Here is a 16,983-nt window from a genome sequence, read left to right as displayed (position 1 = left end):
CGGCCACGCGGAGGGCGCGGCGCTGCTCGGCGCCATGCTCGGGGCGGAGCGGGTCGCCGAGGACCCGGCGGCCGCCCGGGAACTCGTCGCGCTGTGCGACGGGCTGCCGCTGGCGCTGCGGGCCGCCGCCGCCCAGCTGACGGCCAGGCCACGCTGGCGGCTGGCCCGGCTGGCCGCCGCGCTGCGCGACGAACGGCGGCGGCTGGCCCTGCTGTCGGCGGAGGACACCGGTATCGCCGCCGCGCTGCGGATGTCCGTCGCCCGGCTGTCGGCGGACGACGCCCGGCTGCTGAGCGCCCTGGCCACCAGCGCCGACGGGCATCTCAACGCCTCGGTGGCGGCGGCGCTGGCCGGCTACGACCCGGAGCGCACCCAGGACGGCCTGGACCGGCTCGCCGACATGCACCTGGTGGACGAGGAAGCCACCGATGTCTACACGATCAGCGCGCTCACGCAGCTGTTCGCGCGGGACAAGAAGGACCACTCAGGAGAAGCGGACGGCGGCGGGGGGCCCGGCGGGACCGACTGAGCGGGGCCGGCCGGGGCCGGGCGGTGCGTTAGGCGTCCGTTAGTGGCACGGCAGCGGCGGGCGGCAGTGTGGTGGCACAGCAGGACGCACCCCCAACGGGAGAGACCTCATGCCCCGCACCGCACGCACCCCCGACGCCGCTTCCCGCCGTGGCAGCGGCCGGAGCGCCGCCAGGCGTCGCACCCTGCGGATCGCGGCGGCCGGTCTCACCGCCGTCGCCGCGCTCACCCTCACCGCCTGCGGCGGCCCCGACGGTCCGCCCGAAACGCACGGCGCCGAGTCCTTCGACCCGGCGCCGCAGGACGCCAAGGACCCGGCTCCCGGGAACGGCGGGACGGCGCAGGGCAAGGGCACCGGCAGCGCGTCGGACGGGCAGCCGTCCTCCGCGCCCAGCGGGAACGCGGCCGGCCCGGACACCGCCACGGAGTCCGGCAGCGGCACCGCGGACACCGGCCGCCACCAGCCCTGCGACGCCGCCCGCCTGCACCTCACCGCAGCGACGCTCACCCGTCCCGTCAACCACCTGCTGCTGGAGGTCAAGAACACCTCGGGCAGCACCTGCGACCTGTACGCGTACCCGTTCCTGCGGTTCGACGACGAGCAGGCCCCCGTCGCCTCCTTCGACGACAGCAAGCCGCAGGCGGTCGTCAGTCTCGCCCCCGGCGATTCCGGCTACGCCGGGGTGCTGACCTCATCGCCCGACGGCGGCGGCGCGCACGGCCACACCAGGACCTCCCTCTCGGTCCTCCTGGCAGGCCGCGACGGGCAGGGCAGTTCCGGCGGCGCCGCGCAGGTCGGGCTGCCGGGCGGCTCGGCGTACATCGACGACAGCGCCTGGGTCACGTACTGGCAGGCGGATCCCGCCGACGCCACCCAGTGGTAGGCCGCCATCACGGCCACCCCATCGAACCAGGGCGCCCGCATCCCCCAGCGGGCGCCCTGCCGCACGTCCACCCTCGGTACGTGCACGCTCCCGATGTCCCGTCATGTCCCACGCGGGGCCTCCCGTTGTCCCGCGCGTGATCCGCGATCAGGCCGTTCGGGCAGGTCACAGCCCTGGAACGGGAGTGGCCGCGTCCCACGGGACGAATCCCGGCCAAAGCGGCGGGACGGCGGGGCGACGATGATGACCGCCGCCGGGCCGGACGCCCGGCGACTTCTCGACCGGCCGGACGCGGAGGGCAAGCGGATGCACGACGGCACCACGTACACGGCACACGGCGCAAGCCCCACGGACAGCCACCACGCACCGGGCGCCGGAGCGGCACCTGCGGGCGGCGGCCCGGCGCTGCGGCGCACCGTTCTGCGCCGGGTGCTGCCCTCGGTCGCGGCGGCCGGCATCGGCGTCGCGGGCTTCGCCGGTGCGGCGTACGGCGGCCAGGCTCCCGCGGGGGCGAAGGCGGCCACCACCGGTTCCGTACGGACGGCGCCCGCCGCGGCACCGCAGTCCGCCGGCTTCCCCACCTGGGGCACCCGTGGGCTGGTGCACGCCGCCGCCGACGTCGGCTCGCCCTCCGTCGGAATGATCAACACGTCCGCCGCAGGACAGGACCGGATCACCGCGGACCACCAGGTCGACACCGGCCGCACGGTCTGCGAAGGCAGCGCCTGCTCGACGTACATGGCGCACCTCACGGGCCCGGTCGGCGGCTTCCTCGGCATGGTCGCCGTGGCCATACCGCAGGACCGGCTGCCCGGCATACCGGTCGGGGCGGCGGGCCGCCCCAACAGCCCGGCCCCTCCCGGGAGGAGGCGCTCCGGCGGGCCGCCACCTGACTCACCGCCGACGGCAGCAGCGACACCCGGCACGTCGTGCTCTTCGAGAAGTGGAACGACGCCGCGCACCGCGCGTACACCGCGTACGAGCAGCGCGGCGGCCACGGCACCGACCACCGGAGCCTGACCTACGGACTGCCGGGCGGCGATACCGAGTTCACGCCGTACCGCCCGGTGGTGTTCGGGGACTGATCCGCGGCCCTGCGGGGCGCGCAATTTTCACGGTTCGATCCGCGTGCGGTCCGGATCGTGTCACGAGGGGCACTTCCGTCACAGGGGAGCGGAAGTGCCTCTCGCGCGCGTATGCCCACTGTGCTGGAATGCGAGGCGTGCCTGGCCACCAGAACCACGCCGCGAACGCCCGCCGCAAGCCGCTCGCCCCGCTGCCCGCCGAACTCTCAGGCCCCATACGGGAATTCGTCTCCGCCCTGCGGCGGATGCACGGTGAACTGGGCTACAGCCTCAAGGAAATGGAGAACAGGCTGCCCGCCAGCCGCTCCTCCCTCTCGCGGTACCTGCGCGGCCAGAGCCTGCCCGACGAACGTCTGCTCGTGCAGTGGTGCAAGCTCTCCTTCACCGGCGAGGACCGGCTGCCCGCCCTCGTCGAACTGCTGCACCGCGCCCAGCAGGCGAACGAGACGCCCCAGGCGCAGGCGACGGGGGCGCAGGCCGCTGCGGGGGAGCGCGGCGGCGATGCGGCGGGCGGAGCGGGCGAGGGGCCCGTACCGGTGGCGCCGGGAGGCGCGGGGCCCGCCGCCACGGCCGCCGAGGACCCGGCTGCCGCCGCACCGGGCCGCCGCCGGCTGCGCCTGGCGCTCGCCGGCCTCGGTACCGCCCTCGTCCTGGCCGCCGCCGCATTCGCCGTCACGACGCTCACCGGCTCATTAGGGGACGCCCCCGGCGCTTCCGGGGACGCGGCGCCCGCGGCCACCAACACCGCCCGCTTCACCGTCAACAACGTCGAGCTGGCCTGCCAGCACAGCCACAGCCCGAACTGCAGGCTCGGCCTGGCCCGCGACCCGTACGTGCCCTACGGCCCCTCCAACATCGTCGGGCACGTCTGGCACGGCGACGTGCTGCGCGCCCGCTGCCGGATCGCCGACGGCGTCTCGATCACCGACGAGGTGGGCGGGCACAGCAGCATCTGGCTACGCGTCGAGCACGCCGGCGGCGAGGCGTGGATGCCGGGAATCCGGGTCCGTCCCGAGCAGCTGGGGAACATCGAACTGCCGGTCTGCCCGCACTGATGACGACATTTCCGGGCGGGCCGCGCCCGCCCCGCCCGGCCGGTCCCGCGCCCTGCCGGTCCCGCCCCGGCGCAGCGGACACGAGTCGCTATCGTGGCGGTGCCATGACACAGACGCACAGCTGATCGCAGTAACTCACTGGGGGAACCACCGATGACCGCACACCGCTCCCGCCGCCGTTCCACCGCCTGTGCCGCGCTGGCCATCGGACTGTGCGGCACGCTCGCGCTGACGGGCTGCAACAGCCACTCGAAGAAGTCGAAGAAGCACTCCTCTTCGTCGAGCCACCAGAGCAAGAAGCACAGGATCGCCGCCGCTGGTGGCGCGGCGGGCGCGGGTGCCGCGGCGCATCGGATCCGGGACTGCCGGCCCGACAACTACAAGATCCGGTTCGCCCAGCAGTCGAACCCGCAGGGCTATGTGACGGTCACGTTCTTCAACTCGTCGAGCACCACCTGCCGGCTGCACAACGCGCCCCGGCTGCGGTTCGACAGCGCCGCGAAGCCGCTGCCGCTGCTCCAGGGCGAGCCGGGCCTCATGGACGACACCAAGGTCGACGTGCGTCCGAAGAGCAAGGCGTACGCGGTCATTCCGACCGGCACCGCCGCCGCCAAGGGCACCCCGAAGAAGACCGTGCACATCGAGTTCATGACCAGCCGCTCGGACATGACCATCGGGCAGACCGACTTCCCCTTCGCCGAGAAGAACGATCACATCTCCGTCGGCACCACCAAGGTCACCAACTGGAACGGGCTGCTGTCCGGAGCCAAGCTGGCGGCGAAGATCCGGTCCGACAGCTGACCAACTACCGCTGGCAGGCGGCGGTTTCACGTGAAACCGCCGCCTCTTGCTATGCCGCGTCCAGCCCCGCAAGCACCAGCCCCAACCGGGCCTGTCCGCCTTCGGTGACCATGACCGGTACGCCCCAGTCCTGCTGGTGCACATGGCAGGCCGGGTACTCGATCTCCGGATCGTCGTCGCAGGACGCGGCCATCGCCGAGACGTGCAGCACCCCTTCGGTCACGCCGTCGGCGAGCACCAGGTCGCGTGCGAGGTCGGTGCCCGCGCCGGACCCCTCGGCCAGCAGCTCCGGCGGCGTCGCGCTGACCAGCAGGCGGGTCGACGGGCCGTAGCGGGTGTCCAGCTTCTGTCCCGCGGGGGCCTGGAAGACCACGTCGAGCCGCAGGGCACCCGGCGCGACCTCGGTGGCCGCGCGCTGGGTGCGGTGGGCGACCGACTCGACGCGGACCGCCTCCTCGGGAAGACGCAGCCGGGTCAGGCGGTGCCGCGCCGACTCCACCACGACGATGTCGTCGTCGACGAGCACCGCGTCCGACGGCTCCCGCAGGTCCGTCGCGAGCGTGGTCACCTCGCCGCTCGCGGGGTCGAAGCGGCGCAGCGCGTGGTTGTACGTGTCGGCGACGGCCACCGAGCCGTCGGGCAGCGCCGTGACACCCAGCGGATGCTGCAACAGCGCCTGCTCCGCGGCCCCATCACGGTGCCCGAAGTCGAACAGCCCGGTGCCGACGGCGGTACGCACCACATATCCGGCGTCCCCGTCGGCGCGCTCCACCCAGCGCAGCGCGCTGGTCTCCGAGTCGGCGACCCACAGCCGGTCGCCGCCGGCCGCGAGCCCGGAGGGCTGCGCGAACCACGCCTCGGCGGCCGGCCCGTCCACCAGGCCCTCGTTGGTGGTGCCCGCCGCGGCCTCGACCGTGCCGGTCGCCGGGTCGTACGTCCACAGCTGGTGGACACCGGCCATCGCGATCCACAGCCGGTCCTGCCACCAGGCGACGTCCCAGGGCGAGGAGAGGTCGGTCTCCCGGGCCCGGCCCGAGGTGGGCGAGCCCTGCCACCACTGCCTGCCGGTGCCGGCCACCGTCTCCAGCGTGCCGCTCTCGGGGTCGAACACCCGGATCGCGTGATTCACCGTGTCCGCCACGGCGACCGTGCCGTCGGGCAGCAGCGCCAGTCCCTGCGGCTCGTTGAGGCCACCGGCGTCCAGGCCCCGCTCGCCGGACCCGATCCGGCGCAGCACCCGCTCGCCGTCGGCGGACAGCTCCACGAGCTGGTGCCGGGTGGTGTCCGAGACGAGGAAGGTGCCGGCTGGCAGGCGCAGCGCCTTGCCGGGGAAGCGCAGATCACCGGCGACCGGCTCGGGCGGTACGTACGGGCCGTCGCCGCGGCGCAGCGTCCCCTTCGCCGCGTGCTCGGCCTCCAGCTCTTCGACCAGCGTCTCGATGGCGTGCGCATGGCCCTCGCCGGCGTGCTGGGCGACGACATAGCCCTCGGGGTCGATGACGACGAGGGTCGGCCAGGCCCGCACCGCGTACTGCTTCCAGGTGGCCAGCTCGGGGTCGTCGAGCACCGGGTGCTCGACGCCGTACCGCTCGACGGCGTCCACGACGGCCTGGTGTTCGGCTTCGTGCACGAACTTGGGCGAGTGCACGCCGATGATCACGACGGTGTCGCGGTGCCGTTCCTCCAGCTCCCGCAGCTCGTCGAGAACGTGCAGACAGTTCACACAGCAAAAGGTCCAGAAATCGAGGACGACGATGCGTCCTCGCAGGTCGGAGAGGGTGAGTTCGATGTCGCCCGTGTTCAGCCAGCCGCCCTCGCCGGTCAGCTCGGGGGCGCGGACGCGTGCACGTGAAGCCATGTCCACATTCAACGTCACCCCGGTGCGTACGCATTCCGCCGGGGCCCCGGGGAACACGTCACCCATGCAGCAATTCCCCGGGGGCCACTCCCCGCACCCTCGCAAGTACCTCGTCCGCGACCGGATCTTCGGCATCGGTGACGACTACTGGATCGAGGACGACCATGGGCGGCACGCCTACCTCGTGGACGGGAAGGCGCTGCGGCTGCGGGAGACCTTCGAGCTGAAGGACACCGACGGCCGGGTACTGATCACCATCCGCAAGAAGATGCTGAGCCTGCGCGACGCGATGACCATCGAGCGGGACGACCGGACGCTGGCCGTCATCAAGCGCAAGCGGCTCTCGCTGCTGCGCCACCACTACCGCGTCGAGCTGGCGGACGGCACCGAGCTGGACGTCAGCGGCAAGATCCTCGACCGGGAGTTCGCGGTCGAGTACGACGGCGAACTGCTCGCCGAGATCTCCCGGCGTTGGCTGACCCTGCGCGAGACCTACGGCATCAACGTCGTCCGGGAGGACGCGGATCCGCCGCTGCTGATCGCCGTCGCGGTGTGCGTGATCAGGATGGCGGAGCGGGAGCGGGGCGAGGACTGATGCCGGGCCGCGGGGCGGATCACGGGGCCGCTCCGCCTGCTCACAAACGGGCCAAGCGGCCTGCACACGCCGGGAATTGACCATTTACGGAGGGTCTGTACGGGTCTGGAGCGAGGCGGCCGGGCACAGTACCATCGCTCAGGGTCTCAAGCCGGTCCGCCGACAGAAATCCACCTACGATGGTCATCCGAAAGCACTGCCGGGGTGCCCGTGCGCAGCGTAACTTAACTGCCAGACAGCAGCCCGCGTACGAACCGTCCGAGGGGTCACGTGACCGTCCATCCCAGCCTTCAGTCCTCCATCGATGCCTGGACGCACTCCATAGAAGCGATAGCCGAGCTGGTGACACCGCTCGTCGAAGGCGAATGGAGCAGGGCGACGGACCTCCCAGGGTGGTCCGTTCGCGATGTCGTCTCCCACATCATCGGCCTGGAAAGCGAGATGCTCGGCGACCCGCGGCCGATCCACTCGCTGCCGCGCGACCTCTACCACGTGCGCAGTGAGTCGGCCCGCCGCATGGAGGTCCAGGTCGACGTCCGCCGGCACCACACCGCGCCGGAGATGCTCTCCGAACTCGAATACACCGTCATCCGCCGCTCCCGTCAGCTGCGCAACGAGAGCCGGCAGCCCGACGCGGTGGTGCGCAGCCCGCTCGACGAGGACCGGTCGCTCGATTTCGTGCTGCAGCAGCGGGCGTTCGACGTCTGGGTGCACGAGCAGGACCTGCGCCGCGCACTGGGCAAGCCGGGCAATCTCGACTCGCCCGGTGCGTATGTGGCCCGCGATCTGCTGGTGAAGGCGCTGCCCGTGATCGTCGCCAAGCGGGCACAGGCGCCTGCCGATGCGGCGGTGGTCTTCGATGTGGCCGGCCCCGTGGAGTTCATGCGCACGGTCCGCGTCGACGCCCAGGGCCACGGCACGGTCAACGGCAGCGTCTCGCTCGGCCCCACCGTGACCCTCGCGCTGGACTGGGACATCTTCGCCCGGCTGGCCTGCGGCCGGGTCCGGCCGGCCGCCGTCGCCGACCAGATCAAGATCGACGGAGACCGCGAGCTGGCCGAAGTGATCCTGGACCACTTCGCCGTCACGCCGTAGGCCGCACGGCGGGCCGTCAGCCCGGGGCCCGGAAGAAGCCGTGCAACGGGGGACGGCGAAAAGTTCGCGGGCAGCGGAGGCTTGACCTCCCCGCTCCCGGCCGGTCGCCCACGCCGATGACACCGTTTCACGTGAAACACCATCCGGCGATCCGCACGGTCAACTGGCCGATCGTGTAAAGCCGTTGGCGCCCCGAGGCCGGTGATCCCAGGGGCGCCGAGCGCCAGGAAGACGACGCCGGAGATGCAGCTCGCGCGGACGATGCCGAGCGGGCGGGACGGACGCCGGCCCGGCCCGCTCCGGTGACACCGCCGCCCCGGCCGCCGCTCCCGTCGTCAGGCAGGGACGTGGACGGCCTCGACCCGGCTCACCACAAGCCGCTCCTGCTCGCGGCGTACCGCACGGCTCCGGAGGCGCAGGACCTGCGAGACGCCGATCGCCTCCAGGATGAAGACCGAGGCGAAGGCGATCCGGTAGTTGTCGCCGGTCGCGTCCAGCAGCACCCCGACGGCCAGCAGCGTCGTCATCGAGGCGGTGAAGCCGCCCATGTTGACGATGCCGGAAGCGGTGCCCTGGCGCTCGGGCGGGTTGGCCGGGCGGGCGAAGTCGAAGCCGATCATCGAGGCGGGGCCGCATGCCCCCAGCACCAGACACAGCACGATCAGCAGCGGCATCGGCGCGTGCGCACCGGGCCAGAACACGGTGAGCGCCCACACCACGGCGGTCACCGCGGTGGTCCCGAACGCCAGTGGCAGCCGCGCCGCGTGATGGCGGGCGATGAGCTGCCCGTAGACCAGGCCGACGGCCATGTTGGAGAGCACGATGAGGGTGAGCAGTTCGCCCGCGGTGCCCCGGGACAGGCCCTGTGCCTCGACGAGGAACGGCAGTCCCCACAGCAGCAGGAAGAACATTGCGGGGAACTGGGTCGTGAAGTGGATCCACATGCCGATCCGGGTGCCGGGCTCATGCCAGGCGTCCGCGATCTGCCGGCGGATGAAGGCGATGCCGGTGTGCCCGGCGGGAGCCGGCGGCGGCTCGAAGCCCTCCGGATGGTCCTTGAGGAACACCAGCAGCACGACGAGGACGACGATGCCGCCCAGCGCGCTGGCGGCGAAGGTCGGCGTCCAGCCGAAGGAGTGCAGCAGCCGGGCCAGTACCAGGGTGGAGACGAGGTTGCCCGCCATGCCGACCAGCGCGGCGATCTGCGCGATCAGCGGGCCGCGGCGGGCCGGGAACCACCGGGCGCCCAGCCGCAGCACGCTGATGAACGTCATCGCGTCACCGCAGCCGAGCAGCGCACGCGAGCCGAGCGCCATGCCGTACGAGCTGGAGAACGCGAAGCCGAACTGGCCGAGGGTGTAGAGCACCGCGCCGAGGGCCAGCACCTTCTTGGCGCCGAGCCGGTCGACCAGGAGGCCGACGGGTATCTGCATGCCGGCGTAGACCAGCAGCTGGAGTATCGAGAAGGTGGACAGGGCCGAGGCGTTGATGTGAAAGCGCTCGGCGGCGTCCAGGCCGGCCACGCCCAGGCTCGTCCGATAGGTGATCGCGACGAAGTAGACGGCGACGCCGATGCCCCAGACGGCCATGGCCTTGCCGCCGCCGGGCGGATCGCCGCCCAGGGTGCGGGCCGGGGAGTTGCCGACGCCGGTGGTGCCGCTCATCGGTCGTCCCCCTGGGCGAGGTTGCGGACCCAGCTGACGTGCCGGTGCAGGGCGACGGTGGCCGCTTCGGTGTCGCCGGCCCGCAGGGCGTCGAGGATCTCGGCGTGCTCGGCGATGTTCTTGGCGATCCGGTCGGGGTGGGCGTGCATCACCGCGACCCCCATCCGCAACTGCCGGTCCCGCAGCTGCTCGTAGAGCCGGTCGAGGATCTGGTTGCCCGCGCTGCGCACGAGGGCGGCGTGGAAGCAGCGGTCGGCGACGGAGACCGCGGCCAGGTCACCCGCCGCGGCCTGCTCCTGCATGGTCTCCAGGTGCTCGGCCAGCTCGGCGAGCAGCGCCTCGGGCGCCGGCACCGCCTTGGCCGCCGCATGCTTCTCCACCAGCAGCCGGGTCTCGACGACGTCGGCGATCTCCTGCGCGGAGACCGGCAGCACCAGCGCGCCCTTCTTCGGGTAGAGCTTGATCAGCCCCTCGACCTCAAGGCGCAGCAGCGCCTCCCGCACCGGCGTCCGCGATACGCCGACGGCCTCGGCCAGCTCGCCTTCCGTGAGCAGCATGCCGCCCTCGTAGCGGCGCTGGAGCACGGCGTCCTTGATGTGGGTGTAGACCCGCTCGGCGGCCGGTGGCTGCTTGGCGTGGGCGGTCCCGGAGCTCTGCCGGGAGGGAACGGTGGGTGCAGACGCTGGTGGCATGCGCACAGGATAGATACAACACGTATACGAACGCCTGTGCCTTCCACGATGCGGACAGGGAAGGGCGGGCGCGGAGCGAACGCGCGAGGCGGAACGGGCGGGGACGGGCGGAATCCCGGCCCCGCCGGGTCTCAGGCCCGCATCAGGCCCTGCGCCACGAGCCGGTCCACAACCTGGGAGTGCGCCGGGGCACAGCGCTCCCGCGCCTCCCGGCGGTCGAACCAGGCGTACGCGGCGATCTCCCGGCCGGGCACCGGCTCGATGTCCTGCGGGCCGCCGGTGAAACACGTCATGTGCAGACGGCGGCCGTTCTGGCCGTGGGCGATGTCATGGACGACGAATGCCTCCGTCAGCCGGCCGGCCGGAACCGTGAGGCCCAGTTCCTCGGCCAGCTCGCGGGAGAGCGCCTCGGGCGCGGTCTCCCCCTCCTCGTACTTGCCGCCGGGCAGATAGAACGTGTCGTTGCCGCGCGTGCGGACGCTCAGCAGCCGCCCGTCGCGCAGATGCAGCCAGGACACCGACCGCAGCGGCGCCGTCCGGTCCAGCGCGATCAGCACCTCGCCGGTCTCCTCGTCCACCCGGCGGGCCCGCTCGGTGAAGCCGAGGCCCTCGTAGAACCTGCGGGCGCGGTCGTTGCGCGCGAAGACTTCGAGGGTGAGCGCGCCGTGCAGCGAGGCGGCGTGCTCGACCAGGGCCCGGCCGGTGCCGCGGCCCTGCGCCTCGGGCGCGACGAACAGGCCGCCGATCTCCGACCCGAGCAGCCCCAGCAGGCCGACGACGGTGCCCTCGCGTTCGGCCACCCAGTTGTCCGCCCGAACGAGGTACACCTCCCGCAGGGCGCGGGCCCGTTCGCCTGCGCCCTCGCCCGGGATGAAGGGGTGGGCCTGGCGCACCGCCCGCGACCACAGGTCGGTGACGGCCGCCTCGTCGGCTGCCCGGTAGGGCCGGATGATCATGTCGCTGCTCATGGGGCTGACGCTAAACAGCGCCGACGGCAGCGGCAAATCCTTTCCGGTCGCACCGCCCGCACCCCCACGGCGGCCGGGCCCGACCGCCCCACGTATGTCGGAAGGGGGATACCTGGTACGCCTCAAGTCGGAGCCGAATCCGTACCTGACGCGTACGAAACCGCCGGGATTTCGTGGGTGAATGGAGATGCGGAGCCGGACAGGCTCCGGCACTGGAGGGGGAGGAACACCATGCAGCTCAGGACGACCGCCGGCCGCCGCACCCGGAACACCGTTGTGGTGGCGCTGATCGTCGCCGCCGTGTGGGCCGGCGCCAGCCTGGCCCGCAGCGCCACGCACGCCGATCCGTCCGCCCCGACGGGCCCGGTCGCGCACTTCAGCCGTGCCGTGGAACTGATCCGCGGCTGACACCCGCCCGCACCGCTCGACGAACGGGCGGCGCGACGGCACCCGGGGGACGAACAGTTACGCCTTGCGGGCGGGTTTCCTGACCACCCGGCCGACGGGAACGGCCCGTAACCGCCACTGCGGTTACGGGCCGTTCGCTGTCCTCGGGCGCTAGCCCCAGGTCATCAGCCGCTTCGGCTTCTCCAGGATGCCCGCGATGTCGGCGAGCAGCTTGGAGCCCAACTCACCGTCGATCAGGCGGTGATCGAACGACAACGCGAGCGTGGTGACCTGACGGGGCTTGACCTTGCCCTTGTGGACCCACGGCTGCAGCTTGACCGCGCCGAAGGCGAGGATCGCCGACTCCCCCGGGTTGAGGATCGGCGTACCGGTGTCGACGCCGAAGACGCCGACGTTGGTGATCGTGACCGTGCCGCCGGACATCGCGGCCGGCGAGGTCTTGCCCTCACGGGCGGTGGCGACCAATGCGCCCAGTTCCTCGGCGAGTTGGGGCAGCGTCCTGACGCCCGCGTCCTTGATGTTCGGGACGATCAGCCCGCGCGGGGTGGCCGCGGCGATACCGAGGTTGACGTAGCCCTTCTGCACGATCTCCTGGCGCTCCTCGTCCCAGGACGCATTGGCCTCCGGGTGGCGCTTGAGGGCGACCAGGAGTGCCTTGGCGACGAAGAGCAGCGGGTTGACGCGCAGGCCCGCCATGTCCGGGTCCTGCTTCAGCTCCTGAACGAGCTTCATGGTGCGGGTGACGTCGACGGTGATGAACTCCGTGACGTGCGGCGCGGTGAAGGCCGAGGCGACCATCGCCTGCGCGGTGGCCTTGCGCACGCCCTTGACCGGGATACGGATCTCGCGTGCGGCCGCCTCGACCACACCGACGGCTGCCGGTGCGGCTTCCTCGGGAACGGCCGCGGTTTCACGTGAAACCGACACGGCGGCGGACGCCGCGGCGTGCACGTCCTCGCGGGTCACCACGCCGTCGGCACCCGTCGGCACCACGGCGGCCAGGTCGATGCCGAGGTCCTTGGCGAGCTTGCGCACCGGCGGCTTGGCCAGCGGGCGGCCCGCCGTCGGCACGGCAGGCACCACGGGTTGCGGAGCGGGAGCCGGAGCGGCCCGCCCGTTCAGCTCCGCCTGGAGGCCCGCGGTCACCGGCTCCTGCTGGGCCGGAACACCCGGCTGCGCCTTGCGCGGCCTGCGCTTGGTCGATGACGGGGCGGCGCCGTAGCCGACGAGCCCGGCCTGCCGGCCCTGCGGCTCGGCCTCCTCGGCCGGCTCCGGCACGGCTGCCGCCACCGGCGCCGGTGGCGGTGCCGGTGCCCCGGCGGGGCCGGCGCCCGGGTCGGTGTCCACCGAAATGATGACGGTGCCGACGTCGACGGTGCTGCCCTCGTCGAAGTTCAGCGTGTGCACCACCCCGTCGTAGGGGATGGGCAGTTCGACGGCGGCCTTGGCGGTCTCGACCTCGCAGACGACCTGGCCGTCGGCGACGGTGTCGCCGGGCTGGACGTACCACTTGAGGATCTCGGCCTCGGTGAGTCCCTCGCCCACGTCGGGCATCTTGAACTCGCGGAATCGCTGTGCCTGGGCGGCGGTTGCAGTCATGGTCACGGCTCTCCTCAAACCCCTCAGTACGCCAGCGCGCGGTCGACGGCGTCGAGCACCCGGTCAAGGCCCGGGAGGTACTCGTCCTCCAGCCGGGACGGCGGATACGGGGAGTGGAAGCCGCCGACCCGCAGCACCGGGGCCTCCAGGTGGTAGAAGCAGCGCTCCGTGATGCGGGCGGCGATCTCGGCGCCCATCCCGAGGAAGACCGGAGCTTCGTGCACGAGCACCAGGCGGCCGGTCTTCTCCACCGACGCCTGGACGGTGTCGAAGTCGACGGGGGAGAGCGAGCGCAGGTCGACGACCTCGACGGACTTGCCCTCCTCGGCCGCGACCTTGGCGACGTCCGTACAGACCTTCACCATCGGCCCGTAGGCGGCGAGCGTGAGGTCCGAACCGGCCTGGGTGACCCGGGCCTTGTGCAGCGGGTCCGGGATCGCCTCGGTGTCCAGGCGCGACTTGTCGTGGTAGCGGCGCTTGGGCTCGAAATAGATGACCGGGTCGTCGCCCGCGATGGCCTGCTGGAGCATCCAGTAGGCGTCGGACGCGTTCGAAGGCGTCACGCACTTGAGCCCTGCGACATGCGCGAACAGCGCCTCGGGGGACTCGGAGTGGTGCTCGACCGCGCCGATACCGCCCGCGTACGGGATGCGGATGACGACGGGCACCTTGACCTTGCCCAGCGCGCGGGCGTGCATCTTCGCGAGCTGGGTGACGATCTGGTCGTAGGCGGGGAAGACGAAACCGTCGAACTGGATCTCCACGACCGGGCGGTAGCCGCGCAGGGCCATGCCGATCGCGGTGCCGACGATGCCGGACTCGGCGAGCGGGGTGTCGATCACCCGGTCCTCGCCGAAGTCCTTCTGGAGGCCGTCGGTGACGCGGAAGACGCCGCCGAGCTTGCCGACGTCCTCACCCATCACGAGGACCTTGGGATCGGCCTCCATGGAGGCCCGCAGCGAGGCGTTGATCGCCTTGGCGATGGTGATCTTCTCGTGGACGGCCATGGTCAGTTCTCCTCCGCGGCGGCATCGGCGTCGGCGAACGACGCCTGGTACGCGGCGAACTGCGCGCGCTCCTCATCGACGAGCGCATGCCCATCGGCATAGACGTTCTCGAAAATCGCCATGGTGTCCGGGTCGGGCATCGCCCGTACGGCCTCGCGGACCCGCTTGCCCAGGGCGTCGCTCTCCTCCTCGATCCCGGCGAGGTAGGCGTCGTCGACGAGGCCCTCGGCCTCCAGGTACGTCCGCAGCCGCAGGATCGGGTCCTTGGCCTCCCAGGCCAGCGTCTCCTCGTCGGCCCGGTACTTCGTCGGGTCGTCGGACGTGGTGTGCGCGCCCATCCGGTAGGTGAACGCCTCGACCAGCATCGGGCCCTGGCCGGTACGGGCCCGTTCCAGGGCGGCCTTGGTCACGGCCAGACAGGCCAGTACGTCGTTGCCGTCGACGCGGACCCCGGGGAAGCCGAATCCGCGGGCGCGCTGGTAGAGCGGAACCCGGGTCTGCTTCTCGGTGGGCTCGGAAATCGCCCACTGATTGTTCTGGCAGAAGAAGACGACCGGGGCGTTGTAGACCGCGGAGAAGGTGAAGGATTCGGCGACGTCACCCTGGCTGGAGGCACCGTCACCGAAATAGGCGATGACCGCGGAATCCGCGCCGTCCTTCTGCACACCCATCGCATAACCGGTCGCGTGCAGCGTCTGCGCGCCGATGACGATGGTGTAGAGGTGGAAGTTGTTGCTGTTGGGATCCCAGCCGCCGTGGTTGACGCCACGGAACATGCCCAGCAGATTCGTCGGGTCGACCCCGCGGCACCAGGCCACACCGTGCTCGCGGTAGGTCGGGAAGACGTAGTCGTCGTCCCGCAGCGCGCGGCCCGAGCCGATCTGGGCGGCCTCCTGGCCGAGCAGCGAGGCCCACAGGCCCAACTCGCCCTGGCGCTGGAGCGTGGTGGCCTCGGCGTCGAACTTCCGCGTCAGCACCATGTCGCGGTAGAGACCGCGCAGTTCGTCGGGGGACAGATCGATCGCATAGTCCGGGTGCTCGACCCGCTTGCCCTCGGGTGTCAGCAGTTGAACGAGCTGATCCCTTTCCGCCTGGTCAGCGGCCTTGGCCTTGGCCGGTGACGCCTTTTTGGCGGTGGTGCGCTTGCTGCCGCTGCGGGTGCTTTTCCGCTGGGCAGTGCCTTCCACGGTCACGTGCTGCTCCTCCGTCTGTCCGGCCCCCGGGGTCCGCCGGTGGCCGTATTGCGGCTCACCCGGTATCCGATACGGCGCACGGGGTGTGTGCGAACGCGGCCTGATCCGGGTGGAACAAAGCGCCCCGGAAGGTGGCCTGCTCATTGCACGTTACCTATTGTCAAAGCCTAAGTGGAAACGGCCCTGACCTGCGATTTTGCTTGGATTTCCAAGTAAATCGCGAAGGCTGGGAACAACTCCTGGTCACAGCGTTGCAGGCCGCCGGGACAACGGCACGTTATATCGGTGACCTGGAGCACGGGAAGAGTCGGTGTGTGAGACTGGAGCCGTGCGCGAAGACGGAAAAATCACGGTATTCCTGCTCGATGATCACGAAGTGGTGCGGCGGGGCGTTCACGAAATGCTGGCGGTCGAGGACGACATCGAAGTGGTCGGTGAAGCAGGCACCGCCGCAGATGCCCTGGTCAGGATCCCGGCGACGCGTCCGGACGTCGCCGTACTCGATGTCCGGCTACCGGACGGCAGCGGCGTCGAGGTCTGCCGCGAGATCCGTTCGCAGAACGAGGACATTGCCTGCCTGATGCTCACCTCGTTCGCGGACGACGAGGCCCTTTTCGATGCGATCATGGCCGGTGCATCCGGATATGTCCTCAAGGCCATCCGCGGCAATGAGCTGCTGGCCGCCGTCCGTGACGTCGCGGCCGGGAAGTCGCTGCTCGACCCCGTGGCCACCGCCCGGGTGCTGGAACGGCTGCGGGGCGGCGCCGACAAGGGTGACGACAAGCTGGCGAGCCTCACCGACCAGGAGCGCAAGATCCTCGACCTGATCGGCGAGGGTCTGACCAACCGCGCCATCGGCGAACGGCTGCACCTCGCCGAGAAGACGATCAAGAACTACGTCTCCAGCCTGCTCTCCAAGCTCGGCATGGCCCGCCGCTCGCAGGCCGCCGCCTACGTCGCGCGGATGCAGGCCGAGCGCCGCTGACCTGCCGGGACGGCGGCCGCTCCGGCGCGCCGTCCCGGGATCCGGCGCGGCAATCGGGACCAACGTCCCTGGTTCTCGGGGCTGCTGCCCCTACTGGCGGCCGATCACCGCGGGCACGCTGGCAGCATGCCCACCGACGACCACCGCGCGATCGAACTGCTCAGCCGCACCCCGTACGGACGGGTGTCGGCCAGTCGGCGGGCACTGCCCTTCACCACCGTCACCCGGCATCTCGTCACCGACGGCCGGCTCATCCTGCGGCTGCACCGCGGCTACGGCTACCACCACGCGCTGGACGGCAGCGTCGTCGCGTACGAGGCGGACAACGTCGAAAGCGGCGCCTGCGACGCCTGGTCCGTGCAGTGCACCGGCACCGCCAGGGTCATCGAGCCCGTGCCGGCCGAGCGCGAGCGATTCGGACGCACGCCGCGACTGGCCGACGGCGTCCCTTTCGACCCGGTATTCCTGCGCATCGAGCCGGAATTCATGACGATGCATCACCTGGCGGACGTACCGGTCTTCCGATACGCCCACTAGCCCCCTGGCCAGTGATCTAACATCTGGCG

At 71.5% G+C, this 16,983-nt stretch carries 16 protein-coding genes and 1 pseudogene; 10 read left to right on the top strand and 7 right to left on the bottom strand.

The annotated features are described in order from the left end of the window. The 5 genes and pseudogenes from LIU39_RS28995 to LIU39_RS28975 form a co-directional block, all read left to right on the top strand. A pseudogene (locus LIU39_RS28995) lies at positions 1-529 on the top strand (AfsR/SARP family transcriptional regulator); the annotation flags it as partial. A gap of 109 nt (positions 530-638) precedes the next feature. Next, complete coding sequence (locus tag LIU39_RS28990) at positions 639-1,412, top strand: DUF4232 domain-containing protein (RefSeq protein WP_227049895.1); 774 nt, start codon at positions 639-641, stop codon at positions 1,410-1,412. Positions 1,413-1,652: 240 nt separating this feature from the next. Next, positions 1,653-2,432, top strand: a complete 780-nt coding sequence (locus LIU39_RS28985) for a hypothetical protein (RefSeq protein ID WP_227049894.1) — start codon at positions 1,653-1,655, stop codon at positions 2,430-2,432. 193 nt (positions 2,433-2,625) lie between these two features. Beyond that, on the top strand, positions 2,626-3,552 hold the full coding sequence (locus tag LIU39_RS28980; protein WP_227049893.1) for a helix-turn-helix domain-containing protein: 927 nt from the start codon (positions 2,626-2,628) through the stop codon (positions 3,550-3,552). Positions 3,553-3,705: 153 nt separating this feature from the next. After that, positions 3,706-4,353 carry a DUF4232 domain-containing protein gene (locus LIU39_RS28975; RefSeq protein WP_227049892.1) on the top strand — a complete coding sequence of 216 codons (648 nt, stop codon included), beginning with the start codon at positions 3,706-3,708 and terminating at the stop codon, positions 4,351-4,353. Between the two features lie 49 nt (positions 4,354-4,402). On the opposite strand, the gene LIU39_RS28970 is transcribed toward LIU39_RS28975, so the two are convergent. Continuing rightward, positions 4,403-6,211: an NHL domain-containing thioredoxin family protein gene (locus LIU39_RS28970; RefSeq protein ID WP_227049891.1), complete on the bottom strand. Its 1,809-nt coding sequence runs from the start codon at positions 6,209-6,211 to the stop codon at positions 4,403-4,405. A gap of 64 nt (positions 6,212-6,275) precedes the next feature. Between LIU39_RS28970 and LIU39_RS28965 the strand changes: the two genes are divergently transcribed. Further along, positions 6,276-6,806 carry an LURP-one-related/scramblase family protein gene (locus LIU39_RS28965; RefSeq protein ID WP_227049890.1) on the top strand — a complete coding sequence of 177 codons (531 nt, stop codon included), beginning with the start codon at positions 6,276-6,278 and terminating at the stop codon, positions 6,804-6,806. 270 nt (positions 6,807-7,076) lie between these two features. Beyond that, on the top strand, positions 7,077-7,901 hold the full coding sequence (locus tag LIU39_RS28960; protein WP_227049889.1) for a maleylpyruvate isomerase family mycothiol-dependent enzyme: 825 nt from the start codon (positions 7,077-7,079) through the stop codon (positions 7,899-7,901). 335 nt (positions 7,902-8,236) lie between these two features. Here the strand turns inward: LIU39_RS28960 and LIU39_RS28955 are convergent, their stop codons facing one another. The 3 genes from LIU39_RS28955 to LIU39_RS28945 all read right to left on the bottom strand — a co-directional run bounded on the left by LIU39_RS28955 (position 8,237) and on the right by LIU39_RS28945 (position 11,225). Further along, on the bottom strand, positions 8,237-9,565 hold the full coding sequence (locus LIU39_RS28955) for an MFS transporter (protein WP_227049888.1): 1,329 nt from the start codon (positions 9,563-9,565) through the stop codon (positions 8,237-8,239). After that, positions 9,562-10,257, bottom strand: coding sequence for a GntR family transcriptional regulator (locus LIU39_RS28950; RefSeq protein ID WP_227049887.1), 696 nt, complete (start codon positions 10,255-10,257; stop codon positions 9,562-9,564). Before LIU39_RS28950 ends, LIU39_RS28955 begins: the two co-directional genes overlap by 4 nt. Positions 10,258-10,388: 131 nt before the next feature. Continuing rightward, complete coding sequence (locus tag LIU39_RS28945; RefSeq protein WP_227049886.1) at positions 10,389-11,225, bottom strand: GNAT family N-acetyltransferase; 837 nt, start codon at positions 11,223-11,225, stop codon at positions 10,389-10,391. A 231-nt stretch (positions 11,226-11,456) separates the two neighbouring features. On the opposite strand from LIU39_RS28945, the gene LIU39_RS28940 reads away from it, so the two are divergent. Next, complete coding sequence (locus tag LIU39_RS28940; RefSeq protein WP_227049885.1) at positions 11,457-11,633, top strand: hypothetical protein; 177 nt, start codon at positions 11,457-11,459, stop codon at positions 11,631-11,633. A gap of 150 nt (positions 11,634-11,783) precedes the next feature. On the opposite strand, the gene LIU39_RS28935 is transcribed toward LIU39_RS28940, so the two are convergent. From LIU39_RS28935 to pdhA, 3 genes are read right to left on the bottom strand one after another with little or no spacing between them, the layout of a single operon-like run. Further along, complete coding sequence (locus tag LIU39_RS28935; RefSeq protein ID WP_227049884.1) at positions 11,784-13,232, bottom strand: dihydrolipoamide acetyltransferase family protein; 1,449 nt, start codon at positions 13,230-13,232, stop codon at positions 11,784-11,786. 23 nt (positions 13,233-13,255) lie between these two features. Further along, the gene (locus LIU39_RS28930; protein WP_227049883.1) at positions 13,256-14,239 is read right to left on the bottom strand and encodes an alpha-ketoacid dehydrogenase subunit beta; all 984 of its coding nucleotides are present in this window, start codon (positions 14,237-14,239) and stop codon (positions 13,256-13,258) included. Positions 14,240-14,241: 2 nt separating this feature from the next. Continuing rightward, on the bottom strand, positions 14,242-15,432 hold the full coding sequence (gene pdhA / locus LIU39_RS28925) for a pyruvate dehydrogenase (acetyl-transferring) E1 component subunit alpha (protein ID WP_227049882.1): 1,191 nt from the start codon (positions 15,430-15,432) through the stop codon (positions 14,242-14,244). Positions 15,433-15,760: 328 nt separating this feature from the next. On the opposite strand from pdhA, the gene LIU39_RS28920 reads away from it, so the two are divergent. Together LIU39_RS28920 and LIU39_RS28915 are read left to right on the top strand one after the other, a co-directional pair. Then, positions 15,761-16,417: a response regulator gene (locus tag LIU39_RS28920; protein WP_227049881.1), complete on the top strand. Its 657-nt coding sequence runs from the start codon at positions 15,761-15,763 to the stop codon at positions 16,415-16,417. Positions 16,418-16,543: 126 nt separating this feature from the next. Beyond that, entirely contained in the window at positions 16,544-16,954 is a 411-nt protein-coding gene (locus LIU39_RS28915; protein WP_227049880.1) for a pyridoxamine 5'-phosphate oxidase family protein, read from the top strand. The last annotated feature ends 29 nt before the right edge of the window (positions 16,955-16,983 follow it).

The organism is Streptomyces pinistramenti, assembly GCF_020564935.1.
Classification (GTDB): domain Bacteria; phylum Actinomycetota; class Actinomycetes; order Streptomycetales; family Streptomycetaceae; genus Streptomyces; species Streptomyces pinistramenti.
Note: the sequence above shows the minus strand (reverse complement) of the source record. Positions and strands in the feature narration are given on the sequence as shown.

Bases quoted from the DNA above. Each gene is read 5' to 3' on its own strand.
- LIU39_RS28990 (WP_227049895.1), top strand. From the start codon at position 639: ATGCCCCGCACCGCACGCACCCCCGACGCCGCTTCCCGCCGTGGCAGC.
- LIU39_RS28985 (WP_227049894.1), top strand. From the start codon at position 1,653: ATGATGACCGCCGCCGGGCCGGACGCCCGGCGACTTCTCGACCGGCCG.
- LIU39_RS28980 (WP_227049893.1), top strand. From the start codon at position 2,626: ATGCGAGGCGTGCCTGGCCACCAGAACCACGCCGCGAACGCCCGCCGC.
- LIU39_RS28975 (WP_227049892.1), top strand. From the start codon at position 3,706: ATGACCGCACACCGCTCCCGCCGCCGTTCCACCGCCTGTGCCGCGCTG.
- LIU39_RS28970 (WP_227049891.1), bottom strand. From the start codon at position 6,211: ATGGCTTCACGTGCACGCGTCCGCGCCCCCGAGCTGACCGGCGAGGGC.
- LIU39_RS28965 (WP_227049890.1), top strand. From the start codon at position 6,276: ATGCAGCAATTCCCCGGGGGCCACTCCCCGCACCCTCGCAAGTACCTC.
- LIU39_RS28955 (WP_227049888.1), bottom strand. From the start codon at position 9,565: ATGAGCGGCACCACCGGCGTCGGCAACTCCCCGGCCCGCACCCTGGGC.
- LIU39_RS28950 (WP_227049887.1), bottom strand. From the start codon at position 10,257: ATGCCACCAGCGTCTGCACCCACCGTTCCCTCCCGGCAGAGCTCCGGG.
- LIU39_RS28945 (WP_227049886.1), bottom strand. From the start codon at position 11,225: ATGAGCAGCGACATGATCATCCGGCCCTACCGGGCAGCCGACGAGGCG.
- LIU39_RS28940 (WP_227049885.1), top strand. From the start codon at position 11,457: ATGCAGCTCAGGACGACCGCCGGCCGCCGCACCCGGAACACCGTTGTG.
- LIU39_RS28935 (WP_227049884.1), bottom strand. From the start codon at position 13,232: ATGACTGCAACCGCCGCCCAGGCACAGCGATTCCGCGAGTTCAAGATG.
- LIU39_RS28930 (WP_227049883.1), bottom strand. From the start codon at position 14,239: ATGGCCGTCCACGAGAAGATCACCATCGCCAAGGCGATCAACGCCTCG.
- LIU39_RS28915 (WP_227049880.1), top strand. From the start codon at position 16,544: ATGCCCACCGACGACCACCGCGCGATCGAACTGCTCAGCCGCACCCCG.